The sequence below is a fragment of the Ferrigenium sp. UT5 genome, from assembly GCF_045866295.1.
In the GTDB taxonomy this organism is placed as follows: Bacteria; Pseudomonadota; Gammaproteobacteria; order Burkholderiales; family Gallionellaceae; genus Sideroxyarcus.
On the sequence record NZ_BAAFRY010000001.1, the window covers coordinates 1 to 26,589 of the forward strand.

Annotated in this window: 27 protein-coding genes; 12 read left to right on the forward strand and 15 right to left on the reverse strand. The window is 62.1% G+C overall.

Going from position 1 to position 26,589, the window contains the following annotated elements; genetic code table 11:
• The 4 genes from ACKTSJ_RS00005 to rsxA all read right to left on the reverse strand — a co-directional run.
• On the reverse strand, window positions 1-425 hold a 425-nt coding region (locus ACKTSJ_RS00005), incomplete at its 3' end, for a GxxExxY protein (protein ID WP_407896129.1).
• A gap of 18 nt (window positions 426-443) precedes the next feature.
• Complete coding sequence (rsxC, locus tag ACKTSJ_RS00010; RefSeq protein WP_407896131.1) at window positions 444-2,126, reverse strand: electron transport complex subunit RsxC; 1,683 nt, start codon at window positions 2,124-2,126, stop codon at window positions 444-446.
• Window positions 2,123-2,671, reverse strand: a complete 549-nt coding sequence (gene rsxB, locus ACKTSJ_RS00015) for an electron transport complex subunit RsxB (protein ID WP_407896133.1) — start codon at window positions 2,669-2,671, stop codon at window positions 2,123-2,125. The genes rsxC and rsxB overlap by 4 nt, the downstream gene beginning before the upstream one ends.
• Entirely contained in the window at window positions 2,668-3,243 is a 576-nt protein-coding gene (gene rsxA, locus ACKTSJ_RS00020; RefSeq protein WP_407896135.1) for an electron transport complex subunit RsxA, read from the reverse strand. The genes rsxB and rsxA overlap by 4 nt, the downstream gene beginning before the upstream one ends.
• Window positions 3,244-3,387: 144 nt before the next feature.
• On the opposite strand from rsxA, the gene ACKTSJ_RS00025 reads away from it, so the two are divergent.
• The 3 genes from ACKTSJ_RS00025 to ACKTSJ_RS00035 all read left to right on the forward strand — a co-directional run bounded on the left by ACKTSJ_RS00025 (window position 3,388) and on the right by ACKTSJ_RS00035 (window position 9,092).
• Window positions 3,388-5,298 carry a diguanylate cyclase gene (locus ACKTSJ_RS00025; protein WP_407896137.1) on the forward strand — a complete coding sequence of 637 codons (1,911 nt, stop codon included), beginning with the start codon at window positions 3,388-3,390 and terminating at the stop codon, window positions 5,296-5,298.
• 156 nt (window positions 5,299-5,454) lie between these two features.
• Window positions 5,455-8,496 (forward strand): class I SAM-dependent DNA methyltransferase, encoded by a 3,042-nt coding sequence (locus ACKTSJ_RS00030; RefSeq protein ID WP_407896139.1) that lies wholly within the window; start codon window positions 5,455-5,457, stop codon window positions 8,494-8,496.
• Entirely contained in the window at window positions 8,493-9,092 is a 600-nt protein-coding gene (locus ACKTSJ_RS00035; RefSeq protein WP_407896140.1) for an REP-associated tyrosine transposase, read from the forward strand. Before ACKTSJ_RS00030 ends, ACKTSJ_RS00035 begins: the two co-directional genes overlap by 4 nt.
• Window positions 9,093-9,253: 161 nt before the next feature.
• Here the strand turns inward: ACKTSJ_RS00035 and ACKTSJ_RS00040 are convergent, their stop codons facing one another.
• Genes ACKTSJ_RS00040 through aat form a run of 4 tightly spaced genes read right to left on the reverse strand, consistent with a single transcriptional unit; the run spans window position 9,254 to window position 12,562 of the window.
• Window positions 9,254-10,267: a quinone-dependent dihydroorotate dehydrogenase gene (locus ACKTSJ_RS00040; RefSeq protein ID WP_407896142.1), complete on the reverse strand. Its 1,014-nt coding sequence runs from the start codon at window positions 10,265-10,267 to the stop codon at window positions 9,254-9,256.
• Window positions 10,264-11,136 carry a hypothetical protein gene (locus ACKTSJ_RS00045; protein ID WP_407896143.1) on the reverse strand — a complete coding sequence of 291 codons (873 nt, stop codon included), beginning with the start codon at window positions 11,134-11,136 and terminating at the stop codon, window positions 10,264-10,266. The genes ACKTSJ_RS00040 and ACKTSJ_RS00045 overlap by 4 nt, the downstream gene beginning before the upstream one ends.
• Window positions 11,130-11,894 carry an arginyltransferase gene (locus tag ACKTSJ_RS00050; protein ID WP_407896145.1) on the reverse strand — a complete coding sequence of 255 codons (765 nt, stop codon included), beginning with the start codon at window positions 11,892-11,894 and terminating at the stop codon, window positions 11,130-11,132. Before ACKTSJ_RS00050 ends, ACKTSJ_RS00045 begins: the two co-directional genes overlap by 7 nt.
• Window positions 11,891-12,562, reverse strand: coding sequence for a leucyl/phenylalanyl-tRNA--protein transferase (aat, locus tag ACKTSJ_RS00055; protein ID WP_407896146.1), 672 nt, complete (start codon window positions 12,560-12,562; stop codon window positions 11,891-11,893). The genes ACKTSJ_RS00050 and aat overlap by 4 nt, the downstream gene beginning before the upstream one ends.
• Before the next feature lie 190 nt (window positions 12,563-12,752).
• Between aat and ACKTSJ_RS00060 the strand changes: the two genes are divergently transcribed.
• Window positions 12,753-14,243, forward strand: coding sequence for a hypothetical protein (locus tag ACKTSJ_RS00060; RefSeq protein WP_407896147.1), 1,491 nt, complete (start codon window positions 12,753-12,755; stop codon window positions 14,241-14,243).
• Window positions 14,244-14,350: 107 nt separating this feature from the next.
• Here the strand turns inward: ACKTSJ_RS00060 and ACKTSJ_RS00065 are convergent, their stop codons facing one another.
• From ACKTSJ_RS00065 to yjgA, 3 genes are read right to left on the reverse strand one after another with little or no spacing between them, the layout of a single operon-like run.
• Window positions 14,351-15,043 (reverse strand): alpha/beta hydrolase, encoded by a 693-nt coding sequence (locus ACKTSJ_RS00065; RefSeq protein ID WP_407896149.1) that lies wholly within the window; start codon window positions 15,041-15,043, stop codon window positions 14,351-14,353.
• Window positions 15,040-15,180 carry a hypothetical protein gene (locus ACKTSJ_RS00070; RefSeq protein WP_407896150.1) on the reverse strand — a complete coding sequence of 47 codons (141 nt, stop codon included), beginning with the start codon at window positions 15,178-15,180 and terminating at the stop codon, window positions 15,040-15,042. Before ACKTSJ_RS00070 ends, ACKTSJ_RS00065 begins: the two co-directional genes overlap by 4 nt.
• Complete coding sequence (yjgA, locus tag ACKTSJ_RS00075; protein ID WP_407896152.1) at window positions 15,177-15,695, reverse strand: ribosome biogenesis factor YjgA; 519 nt, start codon at window positions 15,693-15,695, stop codon at window positions 15,177-15,179. Before yjgA ends, ACKTSJ_RS00070 begins: the two co-directional genes overlap by 4 nt.
• A gap of 69 nt (window positions 15,696-15,764) precedes the next feature.
• Here yjgA and pmbA point away from each other — a divergent pair, with 69 nt between their 5' ends.
• Complete coding sequence (gene pmbA / locus ACKTSJ_RS00080) at window positions 15,765-17,114, forward strand: metalloprotease PmbA (RefSeq protein ID WP_407896154.1); 1,350 nt, start codon at window positions 15,765-15,767, stop codon at window positions 17,112-17,114.
• Window positions 17,115-17,227: 113 nt separating this feature from the next.
• On the opposite strand, the gene ACKTSJ_RS00085 is transcribed toward pmbA, so the two are convergent.
• Together ACKTSJ_RS00085 and ACKTSJ_RS00090 are read right to left on the reverse strand one after the other, a co-directional pair.
• Window positions 17,228-17,959 (reverse strand): pseudouridine synthase, encoded by a 732-nt coding sequence (locus ACKTSJ_RS00085; RefSeq protein ID WP_407896156.1) that lies wholly within the window; start codon window positions 17,957-17,959, stop codon window positions 17,228-17,230.
• Between the two features lie 2 nt (window positions 17,960-17,961).
• Entirely contained in the window at window positions 17,962-18,588 is a 627-nt protein-coding gene (locus ACKTSJ_RS00090) for a MarC family protein (protein ID WP_407896157.1), read from the reverse strand.
• A gap of 80 nt (window positions 18,589-18,668) precedes the next feature.
• Between ACKTSJ_RS00090 and lnt the strand changes: the two genes are divergently transcribed.
• Window positions 18,669-20,207: an apolipoprotein N-acyltransferase gene (lnt, locus tag ACKTSJ_RS00095; RefSeq protein WP_407896159.1), complete on the forward strand. Its 1,539-nt coding sequence runs from the start codon at window positions 18,669-18,671 to the stop codon at window positions 20,205-20,207.
• Window positions 20,208-20,250: 43 nt separating this feature from the next.
• Window positions 20,251-20,538 carry a GIY-YIG nuclease family protein gene (locus ACKTSJ_RS00100; protein ID WP_407896161.1) on the forward strand — a complete coding sequence of 96 codons (288 nt, stop codon included), beginning with the start codon at window positions 20,251-20,253 and terminating at the stop codon, window positions 20,536-20,538.
• Here the strand turns inward: ACKTSJ_RS00100 and ACKTSJ_RS00105 are convergent.
• A complete protein-coding gene (locus tag ACKTSJ_RS00105; protein WP_407896162.1) occupies window positions 20,506-20,916 on the reverse strand; it encodes a putative toxin-antitoxin system toxin component, PIN family in 411 nt (136 codons plus the stop codon). The two genes, ACKTSJ_RS00100 and ACKTSJ_RS00105, sit on opposite strands and share 33 nt — an antisense overlap.
• The gene (locus ACKTSJ_RS00110) at window positions 20,917-21,186 is read right to left on the reverse strand and encodes a type II toxin-antitoxin system prevent-host-death family antitoxin (RefSeq protein ID WP_407896164.1); all 270 of its coding nucleotides are present in this window, start codon (window positions 21,184-21,186) and stop codon (window positions 20,917-20,919) included. It lies immediately after the preceding gene.
• Window positions 21,187-21,355: 169 nt separating this feature from the next.
• Here ACKTSJ_RS00110 and glyQ point away from each other — a divergent pair, with 169 nt between their 5' ends.
• The 5 genes from glyQ to ACKTSJ_RS00135 are packed head-to-tail and all read left to right on the forward strand — an operon-like array spanning window position 21,356 to window position 26,581.
• Entirely contained in the window at window positions 21,356-22,468 is a 1,113-nt protein-coding gene (gene glyQ / locus ACKTSJ_RS00115) for a glycine--tRNA ligase subunit alpha (RefSeq protein ID WP_407896166.1), read from the forward strand.
• Window positions 22,469-24,616 (forward strand): glycine--tRNA ligase subunit beta, encoded by a 2,148-nt coding sequence (gene glyS, locus ACKTSJ_RS00120; protein ID WP_407896168.1) that lies wholly within the window; start codon window positions 22,469-22,471, stop codon window positions 24,614-24,616. It abuts the gene before it with no gap.
• Entirely contained in the window at window positions 24,613-25,143 is a 531-nt protein-coding gene (gene gmhB / locus ACKTSJ_RS00125) for a D-glycero-beta-D-manno-heptose 1,7-bisphosphate 7-phosphatase (RefSeq protein ID WP_407896170.1), read from the forward strand. The genes glyS and gmhB overlap by 4 nt, the downstream gene beginning before the upstream one ends.
• Entirely contained in the window at window positions 25,140-25,841 is a 702-nt protein-coding gene (locus tag ACKTSJ_RS00130; protein ID WP_407896172.1) for a lysophospholipid acyltransferase family protein, read from the forward strand. Before gmhB ends, ACKTSJ_RS00130 begins: the two co-directional genes overlap by 4 nt.
• Window positions 25,841-26,581, forward strand: coding sequence for a M48 family metallopeptidase (locus ACKTSJ_RS00135; protein WP_407896174.1), 741 nt, complete (start codon window positions 25,841-25,843; stop codon window positions 26,579-26,581). The genes ACKTSJ_RS00130 and ACKTSJ_RS00135 overlap by 1 nt, the downstream gene beginning before the upstream one ends.
• Window positions 26,582-26,589: the final 8 nt, after the last annotated feature.

Below are 26,589 nucleotides of genomic sequence, written 5' to 3' on the forward strand. Positions count from 1 at the left end.
TGAGAAATCCTCCCGTTTCCCGCGACAGGTGCAGACCGGATTTTGCCAGATGCCACAAGGCTTGCAGAGGATTTCATGCTAAATTCTACCCACACTCTTTCACGAAGACCCAATTCATTCAATAACTGCGGCTCGTCTTTTGCATTGTACTCGGAGGCAATCTTAAGCTCGACAATCACCGTTTTGTTTACCAACAAGTCAGCGAAATATTCCCCCACTGCAATTCCTTTGTAACGCACCCCTATCGGATGTTCAATTTCGGCTTCGATGCCGCGTGCAGCCAGTTCGGCTTGCAACGCTTTCTGGTACACACGCTCCAGAAAGCCATATCCCAACGTGTTATGCACCTCAAACGATGCACCGATTATCTCCTGAGTCAAAGCTTCGTGAGCTAAAAGATTCATCCGTGTTTCATCCGTGTTCATCTGTGGCGCAATGATTTTTTAACTCGATTTCGGCGGCTCGTCGTCCGCACCGGCATCGGCGGCAAGCTTGTGCAGGTTGGCCCGGCGCGCTTCGATGGCGGCGATCTCCGCCTGTTGTTCGGGTGTTAAATGACCGACGTTCTTCGGTTGTGTGACAGCCGCCTGCGCCTTGGCACGTTCGATCGCCGCATCGATGCGCATCTGCTGCGTGTCGTCGGCAGAGGCTGCAGGATTAAGCGCTGCAGCCGGGGCGGGGATAGCTGCAGCAGCCTTGGCCGCGCTCTCCCGTTCTTTCTGCGCCAGCCGCCCGGCTTTTTCCTGCTTCTCGCGCTCAATGCGGAGCTGGTGGAACTCGTGGCGTTCGCGCGCCTGGTCGGCGGCGCGTTTTTCTTGGTCGCGCGCGCGGACCTCGCTCTTGGCGTAGCGGTAATAGTGCACCAGCGGAATGCTGCTGGGGCAGACATAGGCGCAGGCGCCGCACTCGATACAGTCGAACAGATTCCATTCCTGCGCCTTGCCGAAATTGTTCGACTGGGCGAACCAGTACAGATCCTGCGGTTGCAGTTCCGCCGGGCAGACCTGTGCGCAGCGCGTGCAGCGGATGCAGGGCAGCGCGGGCGGCTTCGGCGGGAACAGCGCATCGGAAGCGGCGATCACGCAGTTGCTGGCCTTGACCAGCGGCACGTTGGCGGCGGGTAACTCCAGCCCCATCATCGGCCCGCCCATGAGGTAGCGGTCGGTGTCCGGCAACGCCGCGCTCAACTGCACCAGTTCCGCAAAGCGTGTCCCGATCAGCGCTTCGTAGTTGCGCGGCTGCGCCACATTGCCGGTGACCGTGACTACGCGCGCGATCAGCGGCTCGCCGTCGTCGCAGGCGCGCTTGACCGCGTAGGTGGTGCCGACGTTGAAACATTGCACGCCGATGTCGGTCGGCAGCTTGCCGGAAGGAACCTCCAGCCCGGTCAGGATGCGGATCAGATGCTTGGCGCTGCCGCTGGGATACAGCGTGGGGATGACCACGACCTCGAATGGCAGGCCGCTTGCGTTCACCGCATTCTGCATGGCGGCGGCGGCTTCCGCTTTGTTGTCCTCGATGCCGATCAGCACTTCACGCGCATCGAGTGCGAAGCGCAGAATCTCCGCGCCGCGCACGATTTCCGCCGCGCGTTCGCGCATCAGCATATCGTCGCACGTAATGTAGGGCTCGCACTCCGCGCCGTTCAGGATCAGGGTCTGCACCGGCAACGCGTGGCGCAGTTTCATGTCGCTGGGGAACGCGGCGCCGCCGAGTCCGACGATGCCGTGCGCACGCAGATGCGCCTGCAGTTCCGCGTTCGATAGGGTGCGGTAATCCACCGGGTGGCGCTCGCCCCATTCTTCCGCGCCGTCCGTGCGCAGGGTGATGCACAGTTCAGGCAAAGCGGACGGGTGGGCCACGCTTTGCAAGTCGATGGCGCTGACGGTGCCGGAAGTTGGCGCGTGGATGGATGCGGAAAATCCGCCGACCGGCGCGCCGATCAGTTGCCCTTTCAGTACCCGTTCGCCGACCTGCACCAGCGGCTTGGCCGCTTCGCCGGCATGCTGGCGCAGCGGAATCACCAGTTCCTGCGGCACCGGCGCGCGCACGATCGGTTGCGCGGTTGATTGCGCCTTGTTGCCGGGCGGGTGGAGGCCGCCGTGAAAGTTGAAGAGCCGCCTCATTGCTTTTGCCTCAAAGGAATGACCGGATATTTCCATTTCCAGGTGGCCGGTTTTTCCGGGATGGGCTGCATGCTGATGCAATCCACCGGGCAGGGCGCGACGCACAGTTCGCACCCGGTGCATTCGGCGGCGATGATGGTGTGCATCTGCTTCGCGGCGCCGGCGATGGCGTCCACCGGGCACGCCTGGATGCACAGGGTGCAGCCGATGCAGGTGTTCTCGTCGATGAAGGCCACCGCCTTGGCGCGGGGCTGGCGGTCGGCACCAAACGGTTTCGGTTCGACGCCGAGCAGTTCCGCCAGTTTGTGGATGCCTTCCTCGCCGCCCGGCGGACACAGATTGATGTCCGCTTCGCCCCGGGCGATGGCCTCGGCGTAGGGTTTGCAGCCGGGGAAGCCGCACTGGCCGCATTGCGTCTGCGGCAGCACCGCGTCGATCTTTTCCACCAGCGGGTTGCCTTCGACGCGAAAGCGGATCGCGGAATAGCCCAGCACCACGCCGAGCACCACCGCGATGGCGATCATCACCCACAGCGCGGTGATCATTTCACCAGGCCCGAGAATCCCATGAATGCCAGGCTCATCAATCCCGCCGTGACCATCGCAATCGCGGTGCCGCGAAAGATCACCGGCACATCCGCCCCTTCCAGACGCTCGCGGATGCCGGCGAACAGCACCATCACCAGGGTGAAACCGACCGCGCCGCCGAAGCCGAACAGCAGCGATTCGATGAAATCATGTTTGGCCTGCACGTTGAGCAGGGGAATGCCGAGCACCGCGCAGTTGGTGGTGATCAGCGGCAGATAGATGCCGAGCACCTGGTACAGCACGGGACTGGTCTTCTTGATCGCCATTTCGGTGAATTGCACGATGGCGGCGATCACCACGATGAACGACAGCGTGGTGAGGTAGGCCAGATCCGGGCCGAGCAGATAATGGTTGACCAAATAGCTGGAGCCGGAAGCGATGGTCAGCACGAAGGTGGTGGCCGCGCCCATGCTCAATGACGTCTCCAGTTTTTTGGAAACGCCCATGAACGGGCAAAGCCCGAGAATCTTGACCATCACGATGTTGTTGACGAACACCGTGCCGATCACGATCAAAAAATATTCAGACATGGCAAAAATGTGCCGATAAGGTGCAAAGAGGGGCGGATTATGCCCCTGTTCGGGGGGCGCTTCAACTTCGGGCGGGGTATATCCTTATAACCGGAACAGGGGGCTTGTGGCCGTTGCCGGAGCTTGAGAAAAAGAGAGAAAAACATGTCGTCAGACCCAAAAAAAATCCTCGACAAGTTGAAGATCAGCGGCCATCTGCCCACGCCGAAGGGGGTGGCGCTGCAGGTCATCGAACTGACGCGACAGGACAGTGCGACCAACCACGACCTGGTGCGCCTGATCGGCGCCGATCCGGCGTTGAGCCAGCGCGTGGTGAAGGCGGCGAACGCCCTGCTGGGCAAGGTGTCGCGCCCGGTGGTGACCATACACGATGCGGTCACCGTGCTGGGGATGCGCGCGCTGCGCCAGCTGGTGCTGGGCATCGCCCTGGTGGCCGATTACCGGCATGGCCCGTGCACCCGTTTCGATTACACCCATTTCTGGTATCACTCCCTGCTGACGGCTGTCGCCGCGCGCCTGCTGGCGCAACAGGCCAGGCTGATGGCGGCGGAAGAGATCTTCGTGCTGGGCCTGCTCGGGCAGATCGGTCAGTTGGCGCTGGCGACCGTCTATCCGCAGGCGTTCAGCGATCTGCTGCAAGCGGGTATCGATGAACAACAACTGCGCGCAGGGGAGCGCGCGCAATTCGGTTTCGATCATGCCGAAGTCTCCGCCGCGATGCTGGCCGACATGCATTTTCCGGTGATGTTCCAGCAGTTGGCGCGCGACTATCGTACGCCGCAGGCAAGCGAGACCGCAGAAGGCACGCGCGAATGGCAGTTGTTGCGCACCCTCAATCTGGCGGCGCTGCTGGCCGATGCCTGGCTGGCCGATGACGCGGAGCGTCCGCGCCCGATCCGTGCCGTGCGCCGCGCCGCGGCGGAGTTGGCGGTCGAGGAGGGGGCGCTGCTCGAGCTGGTTGCGGTCTGCAAGAACGACGTGCAGCAATGGGTGGGCCTGCTCGGGATGGGCAGCCTGCATCTCCCTGATCTGGTGTTTGCCCCGGCGGAGGAGACGTTGCCGCCGGACGGCGACCTGCCCTATACGCTCAGTCCGCATGACTACAAGATGCGCGTGTTGCTGGTCGAGGATGATCGCGCCATGCGTGCGCTGGTCGAGCATTGGCTGACTGCGGCCGGGCATCGCGTCAGTGTGGCGCAGGACGGTGCGGAGGCGTTGAAGATGGCGGAACTGCACCGGCCGCAGGTGGTGATCGCCGACTGGAACATGCCGCAGATGGACGGTGTCGCGCTGTGCCGCGAACTGCGCCGCCTGCCGCAGCAGCGGCATGTCTATCTGATCGTGATGACGGCCGCGTACACGCCGGACAAACAGGTCGAGGCTTTCGAGGCGGGCAGCGACGATTGCCTGGCGAAACCGCTGACGCCCAAGCTGTTCTTCGCCCGCCTGCGCGCGGCGCAGCGCGTGGTGCAGTTGCAGGAAGAGCTGGCCTTCGACCGCGAACAACTGGTGCGTTTTTCCGGCGAGTTGTCGGCGGCCAACAAACGCCTGCAACAGCAGGCGCTGACCGATGCGCTGACCGGGCTGCCCAACCGCCGCTTCGCCATGGACCGGCTGGAACAGGAGTGGGCGCTCACGCGGCGCGGCGATCGGGCGCTATCCTGCATGATGATCGACATCGATCACTTCAAGTCGGTCAACGACCGCTTCGGCCATCAGGTGGGCGACGAAGCGCTGAAGCAGGTGGCCGAAACCCTGCGCAAGACAGCGCGCGCGCAGGACGTGGTGTGCCGCCATGGGGGCGAGGAATTTCTGGTGATCTGTCCGGATGCCGTTGCCGCCGCCGCCTGCCAGGCGGCGGAGCGCATGCGCCTTGCCGTGGAGTCGCTGCGCATGGCGGCACCGGACGGCCAGCGCGTGCCGCTCACCATCAGCATCGGCGTGGCGGAAAAAAGCGGGCAGGCCGCCGCCATGCACGAGTTGGTCAATCGCGCCGACGACAACCTGTACGCCGCGAAAAATCAGGGACGCAACCGCATCGTGCTCAATTCCTGAAGTCGTGGCACTTGTTGCGAACCCGTGTGGGTCGGACTTCAGTCCGACATGCCAGATCGAAACACGACCTCCAATGTGCCTGCAAAAAACCAAACGAACCTTGAATTGCATGGCATAGAATCGGCGCTCATGCATCTTCGATATTCGAGGTTCTGAATGGCACTTTCCTGGAACGAAATCCGCAACCGAGCAATCGAGTTCTCCAAACGCTGGGAGAACGAAACATCGGAAGATGCCGAAGCCAAGCCGTTCTGGACGGAGTTCTTCAACGTCTTCGGCATCGACCGCAAGCGCGTCGCCAGCTTCGAGGAGCCGGTCAAAAAGCTCGGCGACAGGCAGGGCTACATCGACCTGTTCTGGAAAGGCATGCTGCTGGTCGAGCACAAGTCGCGCGGCAAGGATCTGGACAAGGCCTATACACAGGCGCTCGATTATTTCCCCGGCATCAAGGAACGCGACCTGCCAAAATATGTGCTCGTCTCCGATTTCGCGCGCTTCCGTCTTTACGATCTTGAAGAAAACACCGAGACCGAATTCAAGCTCGCCGACCTGCACAAGCGCATCAAGCACTTCGCCTTCATCGCGGGTTACCGCACGCAAACCATCGCGCCGCAGAACCCGGTCAACATCAAGGCCGCCGAGCGCATGGGCAAGTTGCACGACGCGCTCAAGGCGGCGGGCTACGAGGGGCATCCGCTCGAAGTGCTGCTGGTGCGCCTGCTGTTCTGCCTGTTCGCCGAAGACACCGGCATCTTCCAGCCCGCCAGCGCGTTCCGCGCCTGGATCGAAGAGCGCACCGCGCCGGACGGCTCCGACCTCGGCGCGCAACTGGCACTGTTGTTCCAGGTGCTCAACACGCCGGAAACTCCCCCTCCTCAATCCTCCCCCGCAAGCGGAAGAGGAAGCAATCGTGAAAATCACTCTTCGATTCCTGTGCGCTCGAAAAATCTCGACGAACAGCTCGCCGCCTTCCCTTACGTCAACGGCAAACTGTTCGAGGAGATGCTGCCCATCGCCGACTTCGACGCCGCCCTGCGCGAGGCGCTGCTCGACTGCTGCGCGCTGGACTGGAGCGCCATTTCGCCCGCCATCTTCGGCGCGCTGTTCCAGAGCATCATGGATGGCAAGGCGCGGCGCAACCTCGGCGCGCACTACACCAGCGAGGAAAACATCCTCAAGCTCATCCAGCCGCTGTTCCTCGACGCGCTGTGGGAAGAATTCAAGCGCGTAAAAAGCAACAAGAACAAGCTGTTCGAGTTCCACAAGAAATTGCGCACGCTGACCTTCTTCGACCCCGCCTGCGGCTGCGGCAATTTTCTGGTCATTGCCTACCGCGAACTGCGCAAGCTGGAACTGGACGTATTGCGCACCGTACATGCAGGCCCAGGTTCGCGCTTCCTCGACATCCACCAGGAGATCAGCGTGGACGTGGACCAGTTCTTCGGCATCGAGATCGAGGAATTCCCGGCGCAGATCGCGCAGGTCGCGCTGTGGCTGATGGACCACCAGATGAACGTGCGCGTGTCGGAAGAATTCGGCCTGTATTTCGCGCGCATCCCGCTCAAGACCTCGCCGCACATCGTCAACGGCAACGCGCTTACCTTGGACTGGAACGACGTGCTACCGGCGGAGCAATGCAGCTATGTGTTGGGCAATCCGCCGTTCGTCGGCGCGAAGTTCATGGACGAAGCGCAGCGCGAGGATGCGCAGCGTGTGTTCGCGGACATCAAGAGCGGCGGTCTGCTCGATTTTGTCGCCGCGTGGTATGTGAAGGCGGCGCGGTATATAACGGATGCATCGCCCTTTGCAGGAGCGGGCCATGCCCGCGAATCGCACGCAGATACGCCCGTTTCTGTAGGAGCGCGCCCTGCGCGCGAAAGCGTTTCGCACGCAGGGCGTGCTCCTACAAAAGCCGCTTTCGTCTCTACCAACTCCATCACCCAGGGCGAGCAGGCCGGCGTACTGTGGGGATGGCTGCTCGCGCGAGGCATGCACATCCATTTCGCCCATCGCACCTTCCAGTGGAGCAACGAAGCGCGCGGCATGGCGGCGGTGCATTGCGTCATCATCGGCTTTTATCTCCCCTCGCCCTCCGGGAGAGGGGCAGGGGGTGAGGGCGAGCCGAAAAAGACCCTCTACGAATACGAAGACATTCGCGGCGAAGCGCACGCCGTCGCCGCGCGCAACATCAATCCCTATCTGGTGGACGCGCCGGACGTGGTGCTGGTCAACCGCCAGCACCCGATTTGCGCCGTGCCCGAGATCGGCATCGGCAACAAGCCGATCGATGGCGGCCACTACCTGTTCGCGCCGGACGAGAAAGCCGAGTTTCTCGCACACGAACCCAAGGCCGCCAAATGGTTCCGCCGCTGGATAGGCGCGGATGAATTCATCAATGGCTATGAGCGCTGGTGTCTGTGGCTGGGCGACTGCCCGCCCGACGAATTGCGCAGGATGCCGGAAGCGATGAAACGCGTCGAAGCCGTGCGCGAGCTACGCCTTGCCAGCAAGAGCGCGCCCACGCAGAAACTGGCAGCGACCCCGACGCGCTTTCATGTGGAAAACATTCCCGATGCGCCTTATCTCTTGATACCGCGTGTTTCATCGGAACGGCGCAGCTTCATTCCCATCGGCTTCATGCACCCAGACACGTTGACCAGTGATACCTCGCTAGTCATTTCCCATGCCACCCTCTACCACTTCGGCATCCTGACCTCCACCATGCACATGGCATGGGTGCGCTACACCTGCGGTCGGTTGGAAAGCCGCTACCGCTATTCGGCTGGCATCGTCTATAACAACTTCCCGTGGCCCGACGCTGTAGGAGCGGGCCCTGCCCGCGAAAGCGTTTCGCACGCAGGGCGTGCTCCTACCAACACCGTGGAAGCCGCCGCGCAAACCGTGCTGGATGTCCGCGCGCAATTCATGCTCCCCTCGCCTTCCGGGGGTGTGGGGGAACGTGTGAGCGCAGCGAATTCAGCCTCCCTCGCCGATCTCTACGACCCGCTCACCATGCCGCCCGCGCTGGTCAAAGCCCACCAGGCTCTCGACCGCGCCGTGGATGCCTGCTACCGCAAAGCACCGTTCACCAACGACGCGCAACGGGTGGAGTTTTTATTCGAGCGCTACCAGCAACTCACCAGCCTGTTGCCGACAGCCACCGCAAAGCCTAAACGCAGCAAGAAAGCGGCGGCATGAATGATGTGAATTTTCGCGGGCATAGCCCGCTCCTACAAACCACGCACATCCCCGTAGGAGCGGGCCATGCCCGCGAAACATTAGCCAATACAGGAGTTGTAGGAGCGGGCCACGCCCGCGAAACACCCGCAATAAATGCAACACATTCCGGCCATCACGCATTGCGCAAAGGACGCGCCTCGATAGCAAACGGGATATATCTGGTTACGACAACCACACTCGAACGCCAAAGAGTGTTTGAGGATTTTTCGGCAGGTTGCACGGCGGCGAGGTGTTTTGAAGATGCCGAGTTATTAGGCGACGCAAAAATGCTGGCGTGGGTGTTGATGCCGGATCACGTCCATTGGTTGCTGCAATTGGGTGAGCGGGATACGTTGAGCAAGGTGGTAGGTCGTATGAAATCGGCCTGCGGCAGACATGTGAACATCGCGTTAAGCAGGACGGGCGCCGTTTGGGCGAAGGCCTTTCACGATCACGGCTTGCGCAACGATGAGGATGTGCAAGCCGTGGCGCGTTACGTGGTGGCAAATCCCTTGCGTGCTGGGCTGGTATCCGACCTTGGAAATTATCCGTTCTGGAATGCGGTTTGGTTGTAGTACGGCAATCGCGCGCAGGGCGCGCTCCTACAGATCGAACGACACCCCGTAGGAGCGGCTCTCAGCCGCGATTCGCGAGCAGGGCACGCTCCTACATCGTGATCGCGAGCAGGGCGCGCTTAACCGCTATTCAAACCGCTATTCGCGTGCAGGGCACGCTCCTACCTGACCGCCGCCGCGCATTCCCTGACCAGCGCCTGGCCGCGGTAGATCAGGCCGCTGTAGAGCTGCACCAGCGATGCGCCGGCCTCGATTTTTTCTCGCGCATCCGCGCCTTTCAAGATTCCGCCGACACCGATGATGGGCAGCGCGCCCTGCAGTTCGGCGGCGAGTTGGCGGATGACGGCGGTGGATTTTTCGCGCACCGGTGCGCCGCTCAAACCGCCGCTCTCGTTGCCGTGCGGCAGATTCTCAACACCGTCGCGCGACAAGGTGGTGTTGGTGGCGATGACGGCGTCGATGCGGTGTTGGGTGAGCAGGGCGGCGATTTGCTTGATCTGTTCTGCATCCAAATCCGGGGCGATCTTTACCGCCAGCGGCACATATTTACCCTGCTGCTGCGCCAGTTTTTCCTGTTCCGCTTTCAGTTGGCCGAGCAGCGCGTCGAGCTCGTCGCTACCCTGCAACTGGCGCAGGTTCCTGGTGTTGGGCGAGGAGATGTTGATGGCGACGTAGCTGGCGTGTTCGTACACCTTGCGCAGGCCGATGAGGTAATCGTCCGCCGCATTCTCGATGGGGGTGTCGGCGTTCTTGCCGAGGTTGATGCCGAGCACGCCGGTGAATTTGGCACGCTTGACGTTCTCGATCAGCGCATCCACGCCGCCATTGTTGAACCCCATGCGGTTGATGATGGCCTGTGCTTGCGGCAGGCGGAACAGGCGCGGGCGCGGGTTGCCGGGTTGCGGGCGCGGGGTGACGGTGCCGATCTCGATGAAGCCGAATCCGAGCGCGGCGAGGCCGTTGATGCATGCGCCGTTCTTATCCAGCCCGGCGGCGAGCCCGACCGGGTTGGGGAAGGTGATGCCCATCACCGTGCGCGGATCGGGCGCGGGCTGCGGGATCAGGCGCGACAGGCCGAGACAGTGCGCCGTGTTCAGGCTGGTGAGCGTGGCATCGTGCGCGGTCTCCGGATCGAGCGCGAACAGGGCAGGACGGAACAGGTTATACGGATTCATTTTTTGACGACGGAAATGGGAAAGGGTTTGCGTTTGAACACTTCGCCGCGCGATTTTCCGCGCCAGAATTCGGCGACGACATCGCCCAGTTGCAGGCAGAGCAGGCCGAGCAGGGCATAACCGAGCTGGGCGAACCCGGCCTGCGGCAACTGCACGATGAGCGTGCCGCCGCCGAGTTCAAAGGTGAACACGAGTAAATTTCCGGCGACCAGACCGGACAGGGCGCCCCCGAGCACGCGCCCCCAGTCGCCGTGAGGGATGCCGTCAAACACGGTGCTCTCGTGCCACAGCAATTGCAGCGCGACGAGCAAGGCCAGAGGTGCCAGCCACAGCAGCCAGAAGCCGGATTGGGGCCAGACGCTGCCCACGGTCAAACCGAGCAGCGCCAGCGTCAACAGGGTGTGGGCGGCGGCATGCCGCGAGATGAACCGCAGCGCAGGCATGCCGGTCAGCAATTTGAGCAAGCCGGCCTGCGCTACGAAGGCGGTGCGCAGCAACAGCACCAGCGGCGCCAGCAGGGCAAAGATCAGCGTTTGCAGCAGACTGCTGGTGAAATCGTGCGAGGCCGGGAGCAGCCAGCTCTCGGCGAACAGATTGAGCCAGGCCAGCAACCAGCCCAGGAATGCGCCGGCCACCGCAAGCGCCAGAAAATAGGCGCGCTGCAGACGCAGCAGACTATGTCCGCCATTTCGTGCCTGCCATGTGTCGGCCAGCCACAGCAGGAGGATTGCGGCAACCAGCGTCAGCGCCAGCGGCGCCAAAGGCATGAGGGGGAATGTGGTCCATTCAGGTAGTGCATCGGCCAGCCACCGTGCCAGCAGGGGCAACAAGAGCAGGCTGCAGAAAAAGAGGGCGAGGCGTATCAGCATGTTGTTTCCTTTGCGGTTAACAGTGCCCAATCGCCATCGCGCAGGCCTTGCAGGGGAGCGAATTTTTGCTTGTACGCCATTTTGCGCGAGGCGCGGATCCAGTAGCCCAGATACAGGTAAGGCAACTGCAATTTGCGGCACAACTCGATCTGCCACAACACATTGAATGTGCCGAAACTGGCTTGCGCGATGGCGGGATCGTAAAAGGTATAGACGGCGGACAGGCCGTCGTCCAGCACATCGATCACGCTCACCATGCGCAGTTCGCCGCGCCCGCCCTGAGCCTGGTCGAAGGGCGCGCGGAACTCCACCAGCAGACTGTCCACATGACTTTGCAGCAGGAAGTTGCGGTACTGTTCCGGCGTGTCTTCCGCCATGCTGCCCTCGCTGTGGCGCGCCTGCTGGTAACGCTGATACAGGGCGAAATATTCCGCCTTGTCCTGGAGCGGCAGGATCTCGGCATGCAGGTCATGATGGCGTTTCCAGCTGCGGCGCTGGCTGCGCGTGGGCGCGAATTCGTCCGCCACGACGCGCACCGGCACGCACTCGCGGCAGCCGTCGCAGCGCGGGCGGTAGGTGAACGTGCCGCTGCGGCGGAATCCCCGGCGCACCAGTTCCGCATAGACTTTGGGCGTGATCAGGAAAGCGGGCGTGGCGACCTGCGAGCGCGCTTCCCGTTGCGGCAGGTAGCTGCACGGGTACGGCGCCGTCAGATAAAGTTGCAGCGTGGAGAGCGGGATGTCGTTGAGCAGGCTCATTGAAAAAGGTCGGGTTCGAAGCGAAAGTCGGCGACGGGCGTGCAGTTTATCAATTCCTGCACGCGGGCGACGAATTCCGTGCGCGGAATCTCGCGCGCGCCGAGCGAGGCCAGGTGCAGGGTGTGCATCTGGCAGTCGATCAGACCCCGCGTGCCGTGCCAGTGCTGCCATTGCGCGGCGAGATGGGCGAGGGCGATCTTGGAACCGTCGCGCTGGCGGCTGAACATCGACTCGCCGTAGAACATCCCGCCGAGGGCGACCCCGTACAGGCCGCCCGCCAGTTCGCCGTTCATCCACACTTCGACCGAATGCGCGTAGCCCAAGCGATGCAGTTCGCAATAGGCGTCGATCATTTCTGCGGTTATCCAGGTGCCTTTGCCGGGGCGGTCGGCGCAGGCGCGCATGACGCGTTCGAATGCGCTGTCGGTGCGAATTTCGTAGTGGCCTTTGCGCAGGGTTTTCTTCAGCGAGTGCGAGCAGTCGAACTCGGCCGGGAACAGCACCATGCGCGGATCCGGGCTCCACCACAGGATGGGTTCGCCGGGGCTGAACCAGGGAAAGATGCCGCGCCGGTAGGCGTCCAGCAGGCGGGGCGGCGACAGATCGCCGCCGCTGGCGAGCAGGCCGTTGGGGTGTTGCAAGGCATCTGCGACGGGGGGAAATGGCATGGGGCGAGGATACGTGGGCTGGCACCCCGATTCAATGGAATCTGTCGAAACGTGCGGATTGGCGCGGATACATAGGCCTTCTGGCATATAGGCAATCAAGGCAAATTGTGCTTACATTGGGCACGGGGAAGCATCGTCCAGGGAGGGCATCCTAGTGCTTGGGTTGTTTGGAAAGAAATCGGATCATCCGTTGGCAGATATGAAGTCTGCGCAAGCTCTGCTGGATGACATACCAAAGAATGATTCGTTCAGAGCGTTGCAGGAGATTGGCGACTGCGTGGAGGCGATCCGCGAGCAGGCAGACAGTTTCCGCCTCGATCACGAGTGGGCGGTGTTGCGCCTGTTCGACCAGGCGGCACAAGTGCACCTGCGCAAGTTGCTGCACGACTATTTCGCCCCGCAAACCCTGTCCCAGTTCCAGGAAAACCGCCTGTGGACCTTGCTTGATACCTATTTCACGCACAGCGACTCGTGCCACTTTGACGTGCTGACCCGCTATCGCGCCGGGGCGAAAGGGGCGGCTTCGATCAAGGCGGACATCCCGTTGCTGTGCGCGCGCGGCATCCATGCGATCACCGGCCAGTTGAAGCTGGCGGCGGCGCGCTATGCCATGGTCGATCCGGCCCTGTGGCGGCGGCTGGCAGCGTATTACGCCCTGGCCGAAGTTCATGATGGCATGGATGCCCCGCTCCTGTTGTATCCCGGCGTTGTCACCAGCGTGGCGCAGTCATTCGGCGTATTGGTCTTGTGGTACGGCAGCAGTGTGGGCAGTTTGAGCCCGCTCCATAGCCATATTGCGGAGCGATTGCTGGTTGCGTTGGGCGGCGGCATCCGCGTTGCGCGTACCGATGACGGGGCGGGCCTGTTCGCCTTTGATCTGGCACAACCGACGCCGCCCATGCGCGCCACTGCCGGCGCGACCGCCCATCCTGCCCTGCGCTTTGTTGGAGTACAAGGTCTGCGCCAGCCGTTGGCGGATCTGCTGAAAACCCTGGACAAGGGCATTCTGCCCGATGGATTGAATTTTTACGGGGCGAAATACGAAGTGGAGCAGGTGCGCGACATCGCGCAGCGCCTGTCGCAAAGCCTGACCCTGCCGCCGCCGGCCCGCCGCAATCCGCGCCGCAAGATCAAGGTCAATCTCAAGGTGGCCAACGGCTTCAGCCGGATGCTGGAACGCTCCGATCTCGGCTTGAGCTTTGGCGCGGAAGATTGTGAGCAGTGGGAAGTCGAGGATATCAGTGCCACCGGTTTTCGCAGTGTGCTTCCGGCAGCGCGGGTGAATGGCGTTCGCATCGGGTCGTTGCTGGGTTGCCAGCCCGAAGGCGTCGCGCAATGGGGGGCGTGTGTCGTGCGCCGTCTGAGCCGTGATCCGGAAGGCAATTTGCATATCGGAATCGAGATGTTGAGTCCGCGCATCGTCGGTGTGCCCTTGCTCGACGCGGTCAATTCCGACATTCCCAACGTGCAGATCGGCATGTACCTCAATCGCCCGAATGACGGCAGCGGCGAGGCATGGCTGCTGATGAAGCAGGATGCCTTCGTGGGCAGCCGCAGCCTCAAGATGCAACTGGACGACAAGGAGTATCTGCTGCTGCCGCTGGCGCTGGTCGAGCAGGGCGAGGATTACGATCTGGCGCGCTACCGCATGATGGAGCAGGACACCCGCAGCGAAGATTAGCGGAAGCGGTCTTTGTAGGTCGGGTTTCAACCCGACGAAGTTGTGGGCGTTTCCCCTGCCGTGTCGGACTAAAGTCCGACCCACAAACCCCATCTTTGCGCCGGTGTTTAACCCGACGGTTTTTCCGGGTTTTCTGCAATCTCCATCTGCTTCCTCAGCCAGCGCTCGATATCCCGGATTTCCTCCATGCACACGCTGTGCGGCATCGCGTAGTCGTGCCAGTCTGGCGTAAAGCCGAGGTGTTGCAGGCGTGCGGCGGATTGCTTGCCCAGTGCGCAGGGCAAGACCGGGTCGTGCAGTCCGTGCGCCATGAAAATCGGCGTGCCCAGGGCGCGCCTCACGCCTGCGGCGCGGGTGGTGTCCGCCAGGGGCAAATAGGTCGAGAGCGCGAGGATGCCGCCCAGTTTTTCCTGGGCATGCAGGCCGGTATGCAGCGCGATGGCGCCGCCCTGCGAAAATCCGGCGACAAAGAGATGGCCCGGCGCGATGCCGCGTCCGACTTCCCGTGCGATCAGTTTCTCGATTTCGTGCCGTGTCGCGGCAATGCCGGCGGCATCCTGTTCCGCATCGATTTCGCTGCTGCCGATGTCGTACCACGCAGGCATCACATGGCCGCCGTTGATCGTGACCGGGCGCGCCGGCGCATGCGGGAAGATGAAGCGCACCGCCTGCGGCAAATGCAGCTCCTGCGCGACCGGCACAAAATCCTCGCCGCTGGCACCCAGCCCGTGCAGCCAGATGACACTGAAACGCGGGTTGGCGCCGCTGTTCAGCGTGATATGCGGCAAGACATGGCTCATGGTTGCGGGATGATCTCGCGCAGCAACTGGAATATCTCGCGGTAGGATTTGGGCGGGGCGACCCGGACACGGCAGGGCGCAGCCCTCAGGTGCGGGTAGGGGCGCCAGCCGCCGGGACGAAACACGGGAGTGTTCATGGTTGCGGGATGATCTCGCGCAGCAACTGGAATATTTCGCGGTAGGATTTGGGCGGCTTCGCCAGTTCCTGTTCTTTCAGCGCGTTGCGGATCAGGGCGCGCAGCCGCTGCGCATCGGCTTGCGGATATTGCGCCAGCAAGGCGGTCAGGGCGGCGTTGTCTTCCAGCAGGCGGTCGCGCCACTGTTCAACCTGGTGCAGCCACGCGGTGTGTTCGCGCGAGGTGCCGTTCCAGGCGTCCAGCTTGGCCAGAATGGGGGCGGTCTCGACTTCGCGCATCAGCTTGCCGATGTATTGCAACTGGCGTTTCTGCGCGCCGAATTTGCTGATGCGCTTGTATTCCGTCAGCGCCTCCAGCAGGGTTTCGGGCAAGTCCAGCGCACGCCATTTGTCCTTCGGCAATTCGGTCAGTTGTTTGCCCAGGTCCTGCAGGTCGTGCATCTGTTTCTTTACCTTGGTTTTGCTGGGGGGCAGTGCCTGCTGCAATTCTGTATCGGTGTCCGGCGTGTTCGTCATGGCTGTGAGTGGCTGTCGCGATGTTGGTATGATAGCGCCCCTGCCGTAGCTGCCCGACTGAAAATTTTTATGCCCAGCCCCGTGAAAAACATCCCGACCTCGCCGGATTCCCTGCGCCAACTGGCGGCCGACATCATCGCTTACGCCCGCAAACAGGGTGCTTCGGCTAGTGTGGCCGAAGTGTCCGCCGGGCTGGGGCAGACCGTGAACGTGCGCCAGGGCGAGATCGAAACCATCGAATACAACCGCGACAAGGGACTGGGGGTCAGTGTCTATCTCGGCCAGCGCCGCGGCCAGGCCAGCACCTCGGACTTCTCGCGCCGGGCGATGCAGGACACGGTGCAGGCCGCGCTGAACATCGCGCGCTTCACCGCGGAGGACGATTGCGCGGGATTGCCGGAAGAGGCGTTGCTGGCGCGCGACTGGGCCGACCTGGACCTGTATCACGCGTGGCCGATCGACGTGGCGCAGGCGGTCGGTCTGGCGCGTGATTGCGAGCGCGCCGCCTTTGATGCCGACCCGCGCATCGTCAATTCCGAGGGCGCCAGCGTCAATGTGAACAGCGGCAGTTTCGTGCTGGCGAACAGCCTCGGTTTCAATGGCGGCTATACCTCCTCGCGCCACAGCGTCAGCTGTGCGGTGATCGCCGGCAAGGGCGGGAACATGCAGCGCGATTACTGGTACAGCACGGCGCGCCACCCCGCCGATATTCTCAAGGTGGAAGAAATCGGGCGCATCGCCGCCGAGCGCACCGTGCGCCGCCTGAAGGCGCGGCGGCTGCCGACCCTGCAGTGTCCGGTGCTGTTCGAGGCGCCGGTGGCGGCGAGTCTGTTCGGCCATTTCGTGCAGGCGGTCAGCGGCGGCAGCCTGTACCGGAAATCCTCGTTCCTGCTCGATCATCTGGAAAAGAAGGTGTTTTCAGACCTCGTCCGCATCGACGATGTGCCGGATATTCCGCGCGGCCTGGGCAGCAGCCCGTTCGATAACGAGGGCGTGCGCACTCGGCGCCGCACCCTCGTCGAGGACGGCGTGCTGCGCGGCTATTTTCTGGGAACGTACAGCGCGCGCAAACTGGGGATGCACAGCACCGGCAACGCGGGTGGCACGCACAATCTGATCGTTCGTCCCGGCACGCAGGATTTCGACGGCCTGCTGCGCCAGATGGGGCGCGGCCTGCTGGTGACCGAATTGCTGGGACACGGTGTGAACGCGGTGACCGGCGACTATTCGCGCGGCGCGGCGGGATTCTGGGTCGAACACGGAGAGATTCAGTACCCGGTGGAAGAATTGACCATCGCCGGCAATCTGCGCGAGATGTACCAGGGCATCGTCGCGCTGGGCAACGATGTGCAGGTGCAGGGCGCGCGCCAGTGCGGTTCGGTGCTGGTCGAGCGCATGGCGATCGCGGGCCAGGCATAAAGGAACGACGCCGATTAAGTCGTCATGCCCGCGCAGGCGGGAATCCAGCCGGTTGATTTAACTGGACTCGGGTCTTTGCGTGAGCGACTTAACCAGGCGTGTTCAGTGTTTTCTTAGAATTTTTCGTCTGCGCGCAGATAGCGCCACTGCCCCATCGGCAACTTCTCCAGCTTTACCTTGCCGATGCGCACGCGCTTGAGGCCTGTGACTTTCAAGCCGACCAGTTCGCACATGCGGCGGATCTGGCGCTTTTTGCCTTCCCTGAGAATGAACTTCAGCTGGTCGTCGTTCTGCCAGGTGACGTTCGCCGGTTTGAGTTTCTTGCCGTCCAGCGACAGGCCGTAATTGAGTTTTTCCAGGCCGTCCGCTGCGATGCGCCCGGAGACGCGCACCAGGTATTCCTTCTCGATGTTGGAGTCTTCGCCGATCAGTTGCTTGGCGATGCGGCCATCCTGCGTGAGCACCAACAGCCCGGTGGAGTCGATGTCCAGCCTGCCGGCGGGGACGAGGCTTTTCAGGTGGCGCGGCTCGAAACGTTGTGGCGAAGGGTCGAGTTTCCAGTGTTTCTCGGGGCGCACCAGCACGACGGCGGGCTGGTGGCCGTCTTCGGCCTGGCCCGAGACGTAGCCCACCGGCTTGTGCAGGATCACGGTGACCTGGCTTTCTTGCCGGGTCTGGGCGGCGCGTTCCAGCGTGATCTTTTGCGTCGGCAAGATCTTGCTGCCGAGTTCGCTGACGGTCACGCCGTCCACCTTCACCCAGCCTTGGGCGATGTAGTCATCCGCTTCGCGGCGCGAGCAGAGGCCCTGTGCGGACATCAATTTCGACAAACGTATTTTTTCCATGGTTAATCCAGTACGGGGAACAGCCCGCGCAGCCCGCCCGCGATGAATTCGACGGCAATGGCGGCCAGCAACAGGCCCATCAGACGGGTGACGATGGTGCTGCCGATGCTGCCCAAGCGGCGCGATACCCAGGGGGCGACCAGGAACGTCAGCCACACGGTGATGCCCAGGGCGACCAGCACCAGCGCCATTACGCCGTAGTGCGCGGCGCTGGCCGCTTTGTGCGCATCGACGATCACCGTGCTGATGGCGCCCGGGCCGGCCAGCAGCGGGGTGGACAGCGGCACGATGGCGATGGATTGGGTGGCTTCTGTATCCGCGTTTTCATTCGGCGCCGGCGCCTGCTTGTGGCCGATCAGCATGTTGATCGCCATCAATAGCAGGAGGATGCCGCCGGCTGTGCGGAAGGAGTGGATGCTGATGCCGAAGAACGAAAGGATCGCTTCGCCCAGCAACAGGGCGGCCAGCAGGATGCCGAACACCGAAAGCGATGCAAGACGCCCCACGCGCTCGCGTTTTTGCGCGCTCATGCCGGCCGTGAACGCAATGATGATCGGAATGATGCCGACCGGATCGATGATCGCGAACAGGCTGATGAAAATCTTGGTGTATTCGGTGAAATCCAGCATGGGTTGCTTGTGTTGGAAGGAAAGCCGCGCGAAGTTACACCGTATAATGCGGCGAATCAAATCGCTGCGTGCCTGTCGTGATGCAATTCATTGCCCATTCCTATCTGATCGCCTTCGCTGCGGGTGTGCTTGCCGTGCCGGGCTTTGCACCCTTTGCGCTCTTCCCCTTGCCGGTGCTTGCGCTGGCCGTGCTGTTCTGGCTGTGGAACCGTGCCGAACAGCCCCGGCACGCAGCCGGACTGGGATTCGCGTTCGGCATGGGCTTGTTCACGGCGGGGGTCGGCTGGATCTATATCGCGCTGCACGAATACGGCTACATGCACCCGGTGCTGGCGGGGACGGCCACGTTGCTGTTCGCCGCGTTGGTCTCCCTGCCCGCTGCGCTGGCGGGTTATGCGCGGGCACGCCTGGGTCGCGCATCCGGCGCGTCCGTGCTGTTGCTCGGACCGGCGCTATGGACTCTCGCCGAATGGCTGCGCGGCCTGATCTTCACCGGCTTCCCATGGCTCGCGATGGGCTATTCGCAGGTGCCGGACAGTCCTCTGGCGGGGTATGCGCCGCTGTTGGGGGTGTATGGCGTGTCGCTCATGGTGGCGGTGAGTGCGGCGTTGTTGCTATCGCTGATTCGTAGTGCCGCCCCGGCTCCCTCTCCCGCCGGGGGAGGGCTGGGGTGGGGGAAGAACCTGCGGATACAAGCCAGCTATATGCCGATGCTCCAGTTGATCTGCATCTGGATTGCAGGCTCCGCCCTGCAATCCATCGAATGGACCCACCCGCAGGGTGAACCGCTCAAAGTTGCCTTGTTGCAGGGCAACATCCCGCAGGACAGCAAGTTCGAGGAAGGCGCATTGATCGGCACGCTGGAAACCTATCGCCGCCTGACGCAAAACAGCGATGCACGCTTGATCGTGATGCCCGAAACCGCAGTGCCGCTGCTGCGCCACAATGTGCCGGAAAATTATCAGGCCCTCCTGCGCGATCACGTGAAACAGAACGGCGGCGACATCCTGATCGGCGCGTTCGAAAAAGAAGACGGGCGCTACTACAACAGCGTCTATTCGCTCGGCAGTTCGGAGAGCCAGCACTATCGCAAGAACCACCTCGTCCCCTTCGGCGAATTCATTCCGCTGCGCAGTGTCCTCGGCTGGTTCATCAATGAAGTGTTGCAGATCCCGATGGGCGATCTGGCCAGCGGCGGAGCCCGCCAGCCGCCGCTCGCTGTCGCCGGGCAACAGGTCGCGGTCAACATCTGCTACGAAGACGCCTTCGGCGAAGAGATCATCCGCGCCCTGCCGCAAGCCACCCTGCTGGTCAACGTGACCAACGATGCCTGGTACGGCGACTCGCACGCCGCCGCGCAGCACAACCAGTTGTCGCAGATGCGCGCGCTGGAAACGGGCCGCATGCTGCTGCGCGCCACCAATACCGGCGTCACCTCGGTCATCGGCACGGATGGGCAGGTGCTGGCCATGCTGCCGCAGCATGAAGAGGGTGTACTCGCGGCGCAAGTGCAGGGATATGCCGGCAGTACACCGTATGTGCGCTGGGGCAATGCGGCGATGCTGGGGTTGCTTGTGCTGATGCTCGGCACCGCGTTGAGGCTGCGCAAACATGAATGACACTCACTGCGCAAACTCCCTCTCCCGTCGGGGGAAGGTGGGGGTGGGGGAACATGTTTGGGTCTGCTATCTCCTCCAGTGCGCTGACAACACCCTCTACTGTGGCATCACCAACGATCTCGACAAACGGATTGCAGCACATAACGCAGGCGAAGGCGCCAAATACACCCGCGGCCGCACGCCGGTGAAAGTGCTGTATAGCGAACCCTGCGCCGACAAGTCAGCCGCGCTGAAGCGCGAGATGCAGATCAAGCAAATGGTGCGGAGTGAAAAGTTGGAGTTGTGCGGATTAAGCGTTTCAGAATATCCGGCTCGCAAAATCAGCGGGTGAAAAAATCGGGTAGGTATCAGCCAAACTGAGCAGGTCAATGTCGCCCGTCACCAGGCAATTAGCCTCGCTGGCAATGAGAGTGGCCAACACCATGTTGTCTTTTGCATCGCGTGGAACAACAGCAATGGTTTGTTGTATGTCCGCAATTTCTGTTTCAAATCGCAAGACGGTCAGATAGCGGCTGATGGCATCGTTATCCCAACCGGTACGTTTGCGAATCTTTGGATAACTCAATACGGCAGCTATTTCAGTCAGCATGGGCTCGGAAAGCACCAGAGAATAATGCCCGGTTCGCCATGCAGTGATAATACGTCCGGGTGTGCTTTTGGGTAGCAGCAGTCCTGAGATGAAAACGTTGGTGTCAATGACTGCGCGCACTTAACGCTTCCGTGCGTGTTTGATGGCAGCATCAATTTCCTGTTGGGCAATGTATTCATCCACGCCTTGGTAAGCGGATGCAAGCTCATCGGTGAGCCGTTCAAATTCACGCTTCATCAAACGGATTTTGTCGAATAGCGCGGTATCAACCATGGCGGCGACTGGTTTGCCGCCTTTAGTGATGACGATTTGGTCGTGCCCGTATTGAATGCCGTTCAGCAGATCCCCCAAGTTTTGGCGGACAGACATGGCAGTGGCTTCTTTAATCATGGCGATTGCCCCAATTGATATGACTGGGTCAATTATAGCAGTTGGTGCTTTGTGGGAATGGCGCCTGTAGCTGGGGGCTTCAGTGTTTTGATTTGACGGACTTGGGATGACGCAAACGTACTAAAACCCGTAAAATGCGCGCCTACACCAATTTAGCCGGTTTACACCAATGAGCACTTCTGCTTCCGACATCACGCGCTCCGCGCATGAGTCTTCCCAAAAAAACACTTTTGGTTCCGACATCACCCGCTCCGCGCATGAGTCTTCCAAAAAAAGCACTTTTGGTTCCGACGTCACGCGCTCCGCGCGTGAGTCTTCCCAAAAAAACACTTTTGGTTCCGACATCACCCGCTCCGCGCATGAGTCTTCACCGAAAGTCGGCCATGGGCCGACTTTTCAGCAAGTCATCCTGACGCTGCAGAATTATTGGGACAAGCAGGGTTGCGCGCTGCTGCAACCTTATGACATCGAGATCGGTGCGGGGACGTTCCACACCGCCACCTTTTTGCGCGCGATCGGGCCGGAGCCCTGGCGCGCGGCCTATGTCCAGCCGTCGCGCCGTCCCAAGGACGGGCGCTACGGCGAGAATCCGAACCGTTTGCAGCATTACTACCAGTATCAGGTGGTGCTGAAGCCGTCCCCGGACAACATCCAGGAACTCTATCTCGACAGCCTGCGCGCGCTGGGCATCGATACCGGCGAGCACGATATCCGTTTCGTCGAGGACGACTGGGAATCGCCGACGCTGGGCGCGTGGGGGCTGGGCTGGGAGGTGTGGCTGGATGGCATGGAAGTCACGCAGTTCACCTATTTCCAGGAGGTCGGTTCGCTCACCTGCAAGCCGGTGCTGGGCGAGATCACCTACGGGCTGGAACGCCTCGCCATGTACTTGCAGGGTGTGGAGAACGTGTTCGATCTGGTGTGGGCGAAGAACGGCGACACCGTAGTGACCTACCGCGACGTGTTTCACCAAAACGAGGTGGAGCAATCGAAATACAACTTCGAGCATTCCAACGTCGAGATGCTGTTCCGCCACTTCAACGAATACGAGGCCGAGGCTAAGCGCCTGATGGAAGCGGGGCTTCCGCTGCCGGGGTTCGAGATGGTGATGAAGTGTTCGCACACCTTCAACCTGCTGGACGCGCGCGGCGCGATTTCGGTCACCGAGCGCGCGGCCTACATCGGCCGCGTGCGCGCCTTGTCGCGCCGGGTGGCGCAGGCGTATTACGATTCGCGCGAGGCATTGGGCTTCCCCATGTGCAAAACCGGGGAGGGCAAATAAATGAAACAGACATTGCTGATCGAACTGCTGACTGAAGAGCTGCCGCCCAAGGTGCTGGAGAAGCTTTCCGCCACCTTCGCCAACGAAGTCTTTGCCGCGCTGAAAGAACAGGCATTGCTGGGTGACGACAGTGTCTGCACACCCTATTGCACGCCGCGCCGTCTGGCGGTGAGCATCACCGAGGTGGAGGCGCAGCAGGCGGATCGCATCATCGAACGCAAAGGCCCTGCAGTGGCCGCCGGACTGGATGCCGAAGGCAAGCCGACCAAGGCGCTGGAAGGTTTCATGCGCTCGGCCAATGTCACGCTGGCGCAGTTGCAGCGCGCGGGCGAAGGCAAGGCGGAATGTTTCATCGCGCGCATCGAGCAGAAGGGCAAGCCGCTGGAAGACTATCTCTCCGCCATCATCGTCCAGGCGCTGAAGAAATTGCCGGTGCCCAAGCTAATGCGCTGGGGCGATCTGGAACACCAGTTCGTACGTCCGGTGCACGGGTTGACGGTGTTGCATGGCAGCAGCGTGGTAGCGTCGGAGGTGCTGGGATTGAGCAGCGGCAACGTCACCAGCGGCCACCGCTTTCTGTGCAGCGAGCGCGTGACCATCGCGCACGCCGACGACTATGAGGCGACACTGGCACGCGACGGACGCGTGGTGGCGAGCTTTGCCAGCCGCCGCGAAAGCATCGCGGCGCGTCTGGATCAACTGGCGGGGGAGAACGGTGCGATCTGGATCGGACACGCCAACTTTGACCAGTCCAAACTGATGTCCATGTCCAACGAGGAGCGCAGCGTATTGAGCGGCCTGCTCGACGAAGTGACGGCGCTGGTGGAGTGGCCGGAGGTGTATGTCGGCCAGTTCGAGGCAGAATATCTGGAAGTGCCGCAGGAATGTCTGATCCTCACCATGCAGCAGAACCAGAAATACTTCCCGCTGCTGGATGCGCACAGCGGCAAGTTGCTGAACAAGTTCCTGATCGTCTCCAACATGCAGATCGCCGATCCGCATCACATCATCGAGGGCAACCAGCGCGTGGTGCTGCCGCGCCTGGCCGATGCGCGGTTCTTCTTCAATCAGGATCGCAGGCAGAAGCTGGAAAGTCGTGTCGAGAAACTGGGTAGCGTGGTGTACCACAACAAGCTGGGCACGCAGTTGCAGCGCGTGGAACGCATCACCTCGCTGGCGGGCACCATCGCCCGCCTGCTCGGCGCGGACAAGGCGGATGCGGAACTGGCGGCACGTTTGAGCAAGGCCGACCTCATCACCGACATGGTGGGCGAGTTTCCCGAGCTGCAAGGCATCATCGGACATTACTATGCGCTGCACGACGGCGAAAAGCCGGCCGTGGCGAGCGCCATCGAGGCGCATTACCATCCGCGCTTTGCCGGCGATACCCTGCCGCAAGGTCCGCTGGCCTGCGCGGTGGCGCTGGCCGACAAGCTGGAAACCTTGGTTGGCATCTACGGCGTCGGTCAGATCCCGACCGGCGACAAGGATCCGTTCGGCCTGCGCCGTCAGGCGCTGGGCATCCTGCGCATCCTGATCGAGACGCCGCTGGAACTGTCTTTGCCGGCATTGCTGAAAGTGACGGCCGACAATTTCCCGCAAGGCATGTTGAGCGCGACCGTGGCGGCGGAGGTGGAAGGCTTCATGCTCGACCGTCTGCGCGGTTATTTGCGCGAGCAGGATTTCGAGATTGCCCAGATCGAGGCCGTGCTGGCCGTCCTCAACGGGCGTCTGCACGAAGTGCTGCCGCGTTTGCAGGGTGTGCGCACTTTTGCCGCGCTGGCGGTGGCCAAGGACCTCGCGGCCGCGAACAAACGGGTGCAGAACATCATGCGCAAGAATGCCGAAGAACTGGGCGAGCAAACGCAGGCGGCGGTTAACCCGGCGTTGCTCAAGGACGACGCCGAACGCGAACTGTATCAGGCGATGCAGGACATCGCGCCGATGGCGCGCGGGTATTTCGAACGCGGCGATTACAGCAACAACCTGAAGACACTGGTCACGCTCAAGCCGTTCATCGACGATTTCTTCGACAAGGTGATGGTGATGGCAGAAGACAAGCCGCTGCGCCTGAACCGCGCCATGCTGCTGCAACAGTTGGGACGGCTGATGAACCAGTCGGCTGACATTTCCAAACTCGCAGCATGAAACTCATCATCCTCGACCGCGACGGCGTCATCAATTACGACTCCGACCAGTTCATCAAGAACCCGGAGGAATGGCGTCCGCTTCCCGGCAGCCTCGAAGCCATCGCGCGCCTCAACCAGTCCGGCTACCGGGTGGTGGTGGCGACCAACCAGTCCGGCATCGGGCGCGGCCTGTTCGACATGCCGATGCTGAACGCCATCCACGACAGGATGCACAAAGCGCTGGCCTTGGTCGGCGGGCGCATCGACGCGATTTTTTTCTGTCCGCATACCAATGATGCCCAGTGCGACTGCCGCAAACCGAAGAGCGGCATGCTGGAGGAGATTGCGGCGCGTTATGGCGTCAGTCTGGTCGGCGTGCCGGCGGTGGGCGATTCGCTGCGCGACCTGCAAGCGGCTGCTCGTCTCGGTGCCAGCCCGTATCTGGTGTTGACCGGCAAGGGCGTGAAGACGCAGGACGCGGGTGGCTTGCCGGAGGACACCCTGATATTCCCGGATCTTGCCGCCGTGGCGGCTGCCTTGCCATGAATTTGCTCCGCTCCATTCTGTTTGCGCTGGCGCAGGCCGTGTTCACTTTGGCCTATGCCCTGTTTTCGCCGGTTATCTTTCTGTTCGGACAGCATACGCGGCATCGCTTGCTGTCCGGTTTTGCTCCCGGCATGTTGTGGCTGCTGCAAGTCATCTGCGGCATCCGCATGGAAGTGCGCGGCCGGGAGAATATTCCGCCGACGGCCTGCGTGGTGTTGAGCAAGCACCAGTCCGCGTGGGAGACGCTGGCGCTCCAGTTGGTCTTGCCCGCGCATGTCTGGGTCGCAAAACGCGAGCTGTTGTGGATCCCCTTCTTTGGCTGGCTGCTGGCACTGTCGAGTCCCATCGCGCTGGATCGAAGCAAGGGCAAGGAGGCGATGAAGCAGCTGCTGGAGCAAGGCAAGTCCAAGCTGGAACAGGGTTTCAGCATTGTCCTCTTCCCCGAGGGCACGCGCATTCCTTATGGTCAGAAAGGAAAATACAAGATCGGCGGCGCGTTGCTGGCGAAGCATGCGGGCGTGCCCATCCTCCCCGTCGCGCACAATGCCGGAAAGTTCTGGGGGCGGAATGCCTTCGTCAAACGGCCGGGGGTGGTGCAGATGGTGATCGGCGCACCCATCGCCACCGCCGGCCTCAAGGCGGAGGAGATCAACCGCCTGGTCGAGGAATGGATCGAAGGCGAGATGGCGCAACTGTGATGTTGAACGCCTTGCGCCGCAAGATTTCGCCGCCGCTCGTCGAACAGCGCAAGATCGATCTCTCCGGCCAGTCGATCAGCTATACCCTGAAACGCAGCAGCAAACGCCGCAGCATCGGCTTGCGCATCGACGAGCGCGGCCTGACGGTGAGCATGCCTCTGCGCGCCTCCGAGAAATGGCTGCACACTGTGTTGCGCGACAAAGCCGATTGGGTGGTGGAGAAAATCGGCAGTTGGCAAGTCCGGCGTCCGGCGCCGCCCCAGTGGCGCGACGGCGGGCCCATTTCGTTTTGCGGCGATACCCTTGTTCTGCGGGTCGTGCCCGATCTGTTCGGCGCGCCGCCCGTGCGGGTCGCGGGAATGCTCCACCTGCGGCTGGCGGAGGAGGCGACGCCGCAGCGCGTGCAACGCGCGACCGAGCACTGGTACCGGCAACAGGCGCAGCAACTGTTTGAGCAGCGCGTGGCGCATTTTGCGCCGCTGCTGCAGGTCGCACCGAGCGCCATCCGCTTGTCGGCCGCGCGCAGCCAGTGGGGAAGTTGCAGCGCGCGCGGCGTGGTGCGGCTGAACTGGCGACTGATCAGATTGCCGCACGCGCTGATCGACTACGTGATCGTGCACGAACTGGCACACTTGCGCGAGATGAACCATTCCGCCGCATTCTGGCAAGGGGTGGCGCAGGCGTGTCCGGAATACCGGGAGCGGCGCGCGCAACTGCGGGATTTTCACCTCGGGGACTGAAACGGGTG

What these genes read in the sequence shown, in the direction of transcription:
- ACKTSJ_RS00025 (WP_407896137.1), top strand. Translation starts at nt 3,388, where the DNA reads ATGTCGTCAGACCCAAAAAAAATCCTCGACAAGTTGAAGATCAGCGGC.
- glyQ (WP_407896166.1), top strand. Translation starts at nt 21,356, where the DNA reads ATGAGCACTTCTGCTTCCGACATCACGCGCTCCGCGCATGAGTCTTCC.
- ACKTSJ_RS00035 (WP_407896140.1), top strand. Translation starts at nt 8,493, where the DNA reads ATGAATGATGTGAATTTTCGCGGGCATAGCCCGCTCCTACAAACCACG.
- rsxC (WP_407896131.1), bottom strand. Translation starts at nt 2,126, where the DNA reads ATGAGGCGGCTCTTCAACTTTCACGGCGGCCTCCACCCGCCCGGCAAC.
- rsxB (WP_407896133.1), bottom strand. Translation starts at nt 2,671, where the DNA reads ATGATCACCGCGCTGTGGGTGATGATCGCCATCGCGGTGGTGCTCGGC.
- aat (WP_407896146.1), bottom strand. Translation starts at nt 12,562, where the DNA reads ATGCCATTTCCCCCCGTCGCAGATGCCTTGCAACACCCCAACGGCCTG.
- pmbA (WP_407896154.1), top strand. Translation starts at nt 15,765, where the DNA reads ATGCCCAGCCCCGTGAAAAACATCCCGACCTCGCCGGATTCCCTGCGC.
- ACKTSJ_RS00030 (WP_407896139.1), top strand. Translation starts at nt 5,455, where the DNA reads ATGGCACTTTCCTGGAACGAAATCCGCAACCGAGCAATCGAGTTCTCC.
- ACKTSJ_RS00070 (WP_407896150.1), bottom strand. Translation starts at nt 15,180, where the DNA reads ATGAACACTCCCGTGTTTCGTCCCGGCGGCTGGCGCCCCTACCCGCAC.
- ACKTSJ_RS00090 (WP_407896157.1), bottom strand. Translation starts at nt 18,588, where the DNA reads ATGCTGGATTTCACCGAATACACCAAGATTTTCATCAGCCTGTTCGCG.
- glyS (WP_407896168.1), top strand. Translation starts at nt 22,469, where the DNA reads ATGAAACAGACATTGCTGATCGAACTGCTGACTGAAGAGCTGCCGCCC.
- ACKTSJ_RS00085 (WP_407896156.1), bottom strand. Translation starts at nt 17,959, where the DNA reads ATGGAAAAAATACGTTTGTCGAAATTGATGTCCGCACAGGGCCTCTGC.
- ACKTSJ_RS00045 (WP_407896143.1), bottom strand. Translation starts at nt 11,136, where the DNA reads ATGCTGATACGCCTCGCCCTCTTTTTCTGCAGCCTGCTCTTGTTGCCC.
- gmhB (WP_407896170.1), top strand. Translation starts at nt 24,613, where the DNA reads ATGAAACTCATCATCCTCGACCGCGACGGCGTCATCAATTACGACTCC.
- rsxA (WP_407896135.1), bottom strand. Translation starts at nt 3,243, where the DNA reads ATGTCTGAATATTTTTTGATCGTGATCGGCACGGTGTTCGTCAACAAC.
- yjgA (WP_407896152.1), bottom strand. Translation starts at nt 15,695, where the DNA reads ATGACGAACACGCCGGACACCGATACAGAATTGCAGCAGGCACTGCCC.
- ACKTSJ_RS00110 (WP_407896164.1), bottom strand. Translation starts at nt 21,186, where the DNA reads ATGATTAAAGAAGCCACTGCCATGTCTGTCCGCCAAAACTTGGGGGAT.
- ACKTSJ_RS00135 (WP_407896174.1), top strand. Translation starts at nt 25,841, where the DNA reads ATGTTGAACGCCTTGCGCCGCAAGATTTCGCCGCCGCTCGTCGAACAG.
- ACKTSJ_RS00050 (WP_407896145.1), bottom strand. Translation starts at nt 11,894, where the DNA reads ATGAGCCTGCTCAACGACATCCCGCTCTCCACGCTGCAACTTTATCTG.
- ACKTSJ_RS00130 (WP_407896172.1), top strand. Translation starts at nt 25,140, where the DNA reads ATGAATTTGCTCCGCTCCATTCTGTTTGCGCTGGCGCAGGCCGTGTTC.
- ACKTSJ_RS00040 (WP_407896142.1), bottom strand. Translation starts at nt 10,267, where the DNA reads ATGAATCCGTATAACCTGTTCCGTCCTGCCCTGTTCGCGCTCGATCCG.
- ACKTSJ_RS00065 (WP_407896149.1), bottom strand. Translation starts at nt 15,043, where the DNA reads ATGAGCCATGTCTTGCCGCATATCACGCTGAACAGCGGCGCCAACCCG.
- lnt (WP_407896159.1), top strand. Translation starts at nt 18,669, where the DNA reads ATGCAATTCATTGCCCATTCCTATCTGATCGCCTTCGCTGCGGGTGTG.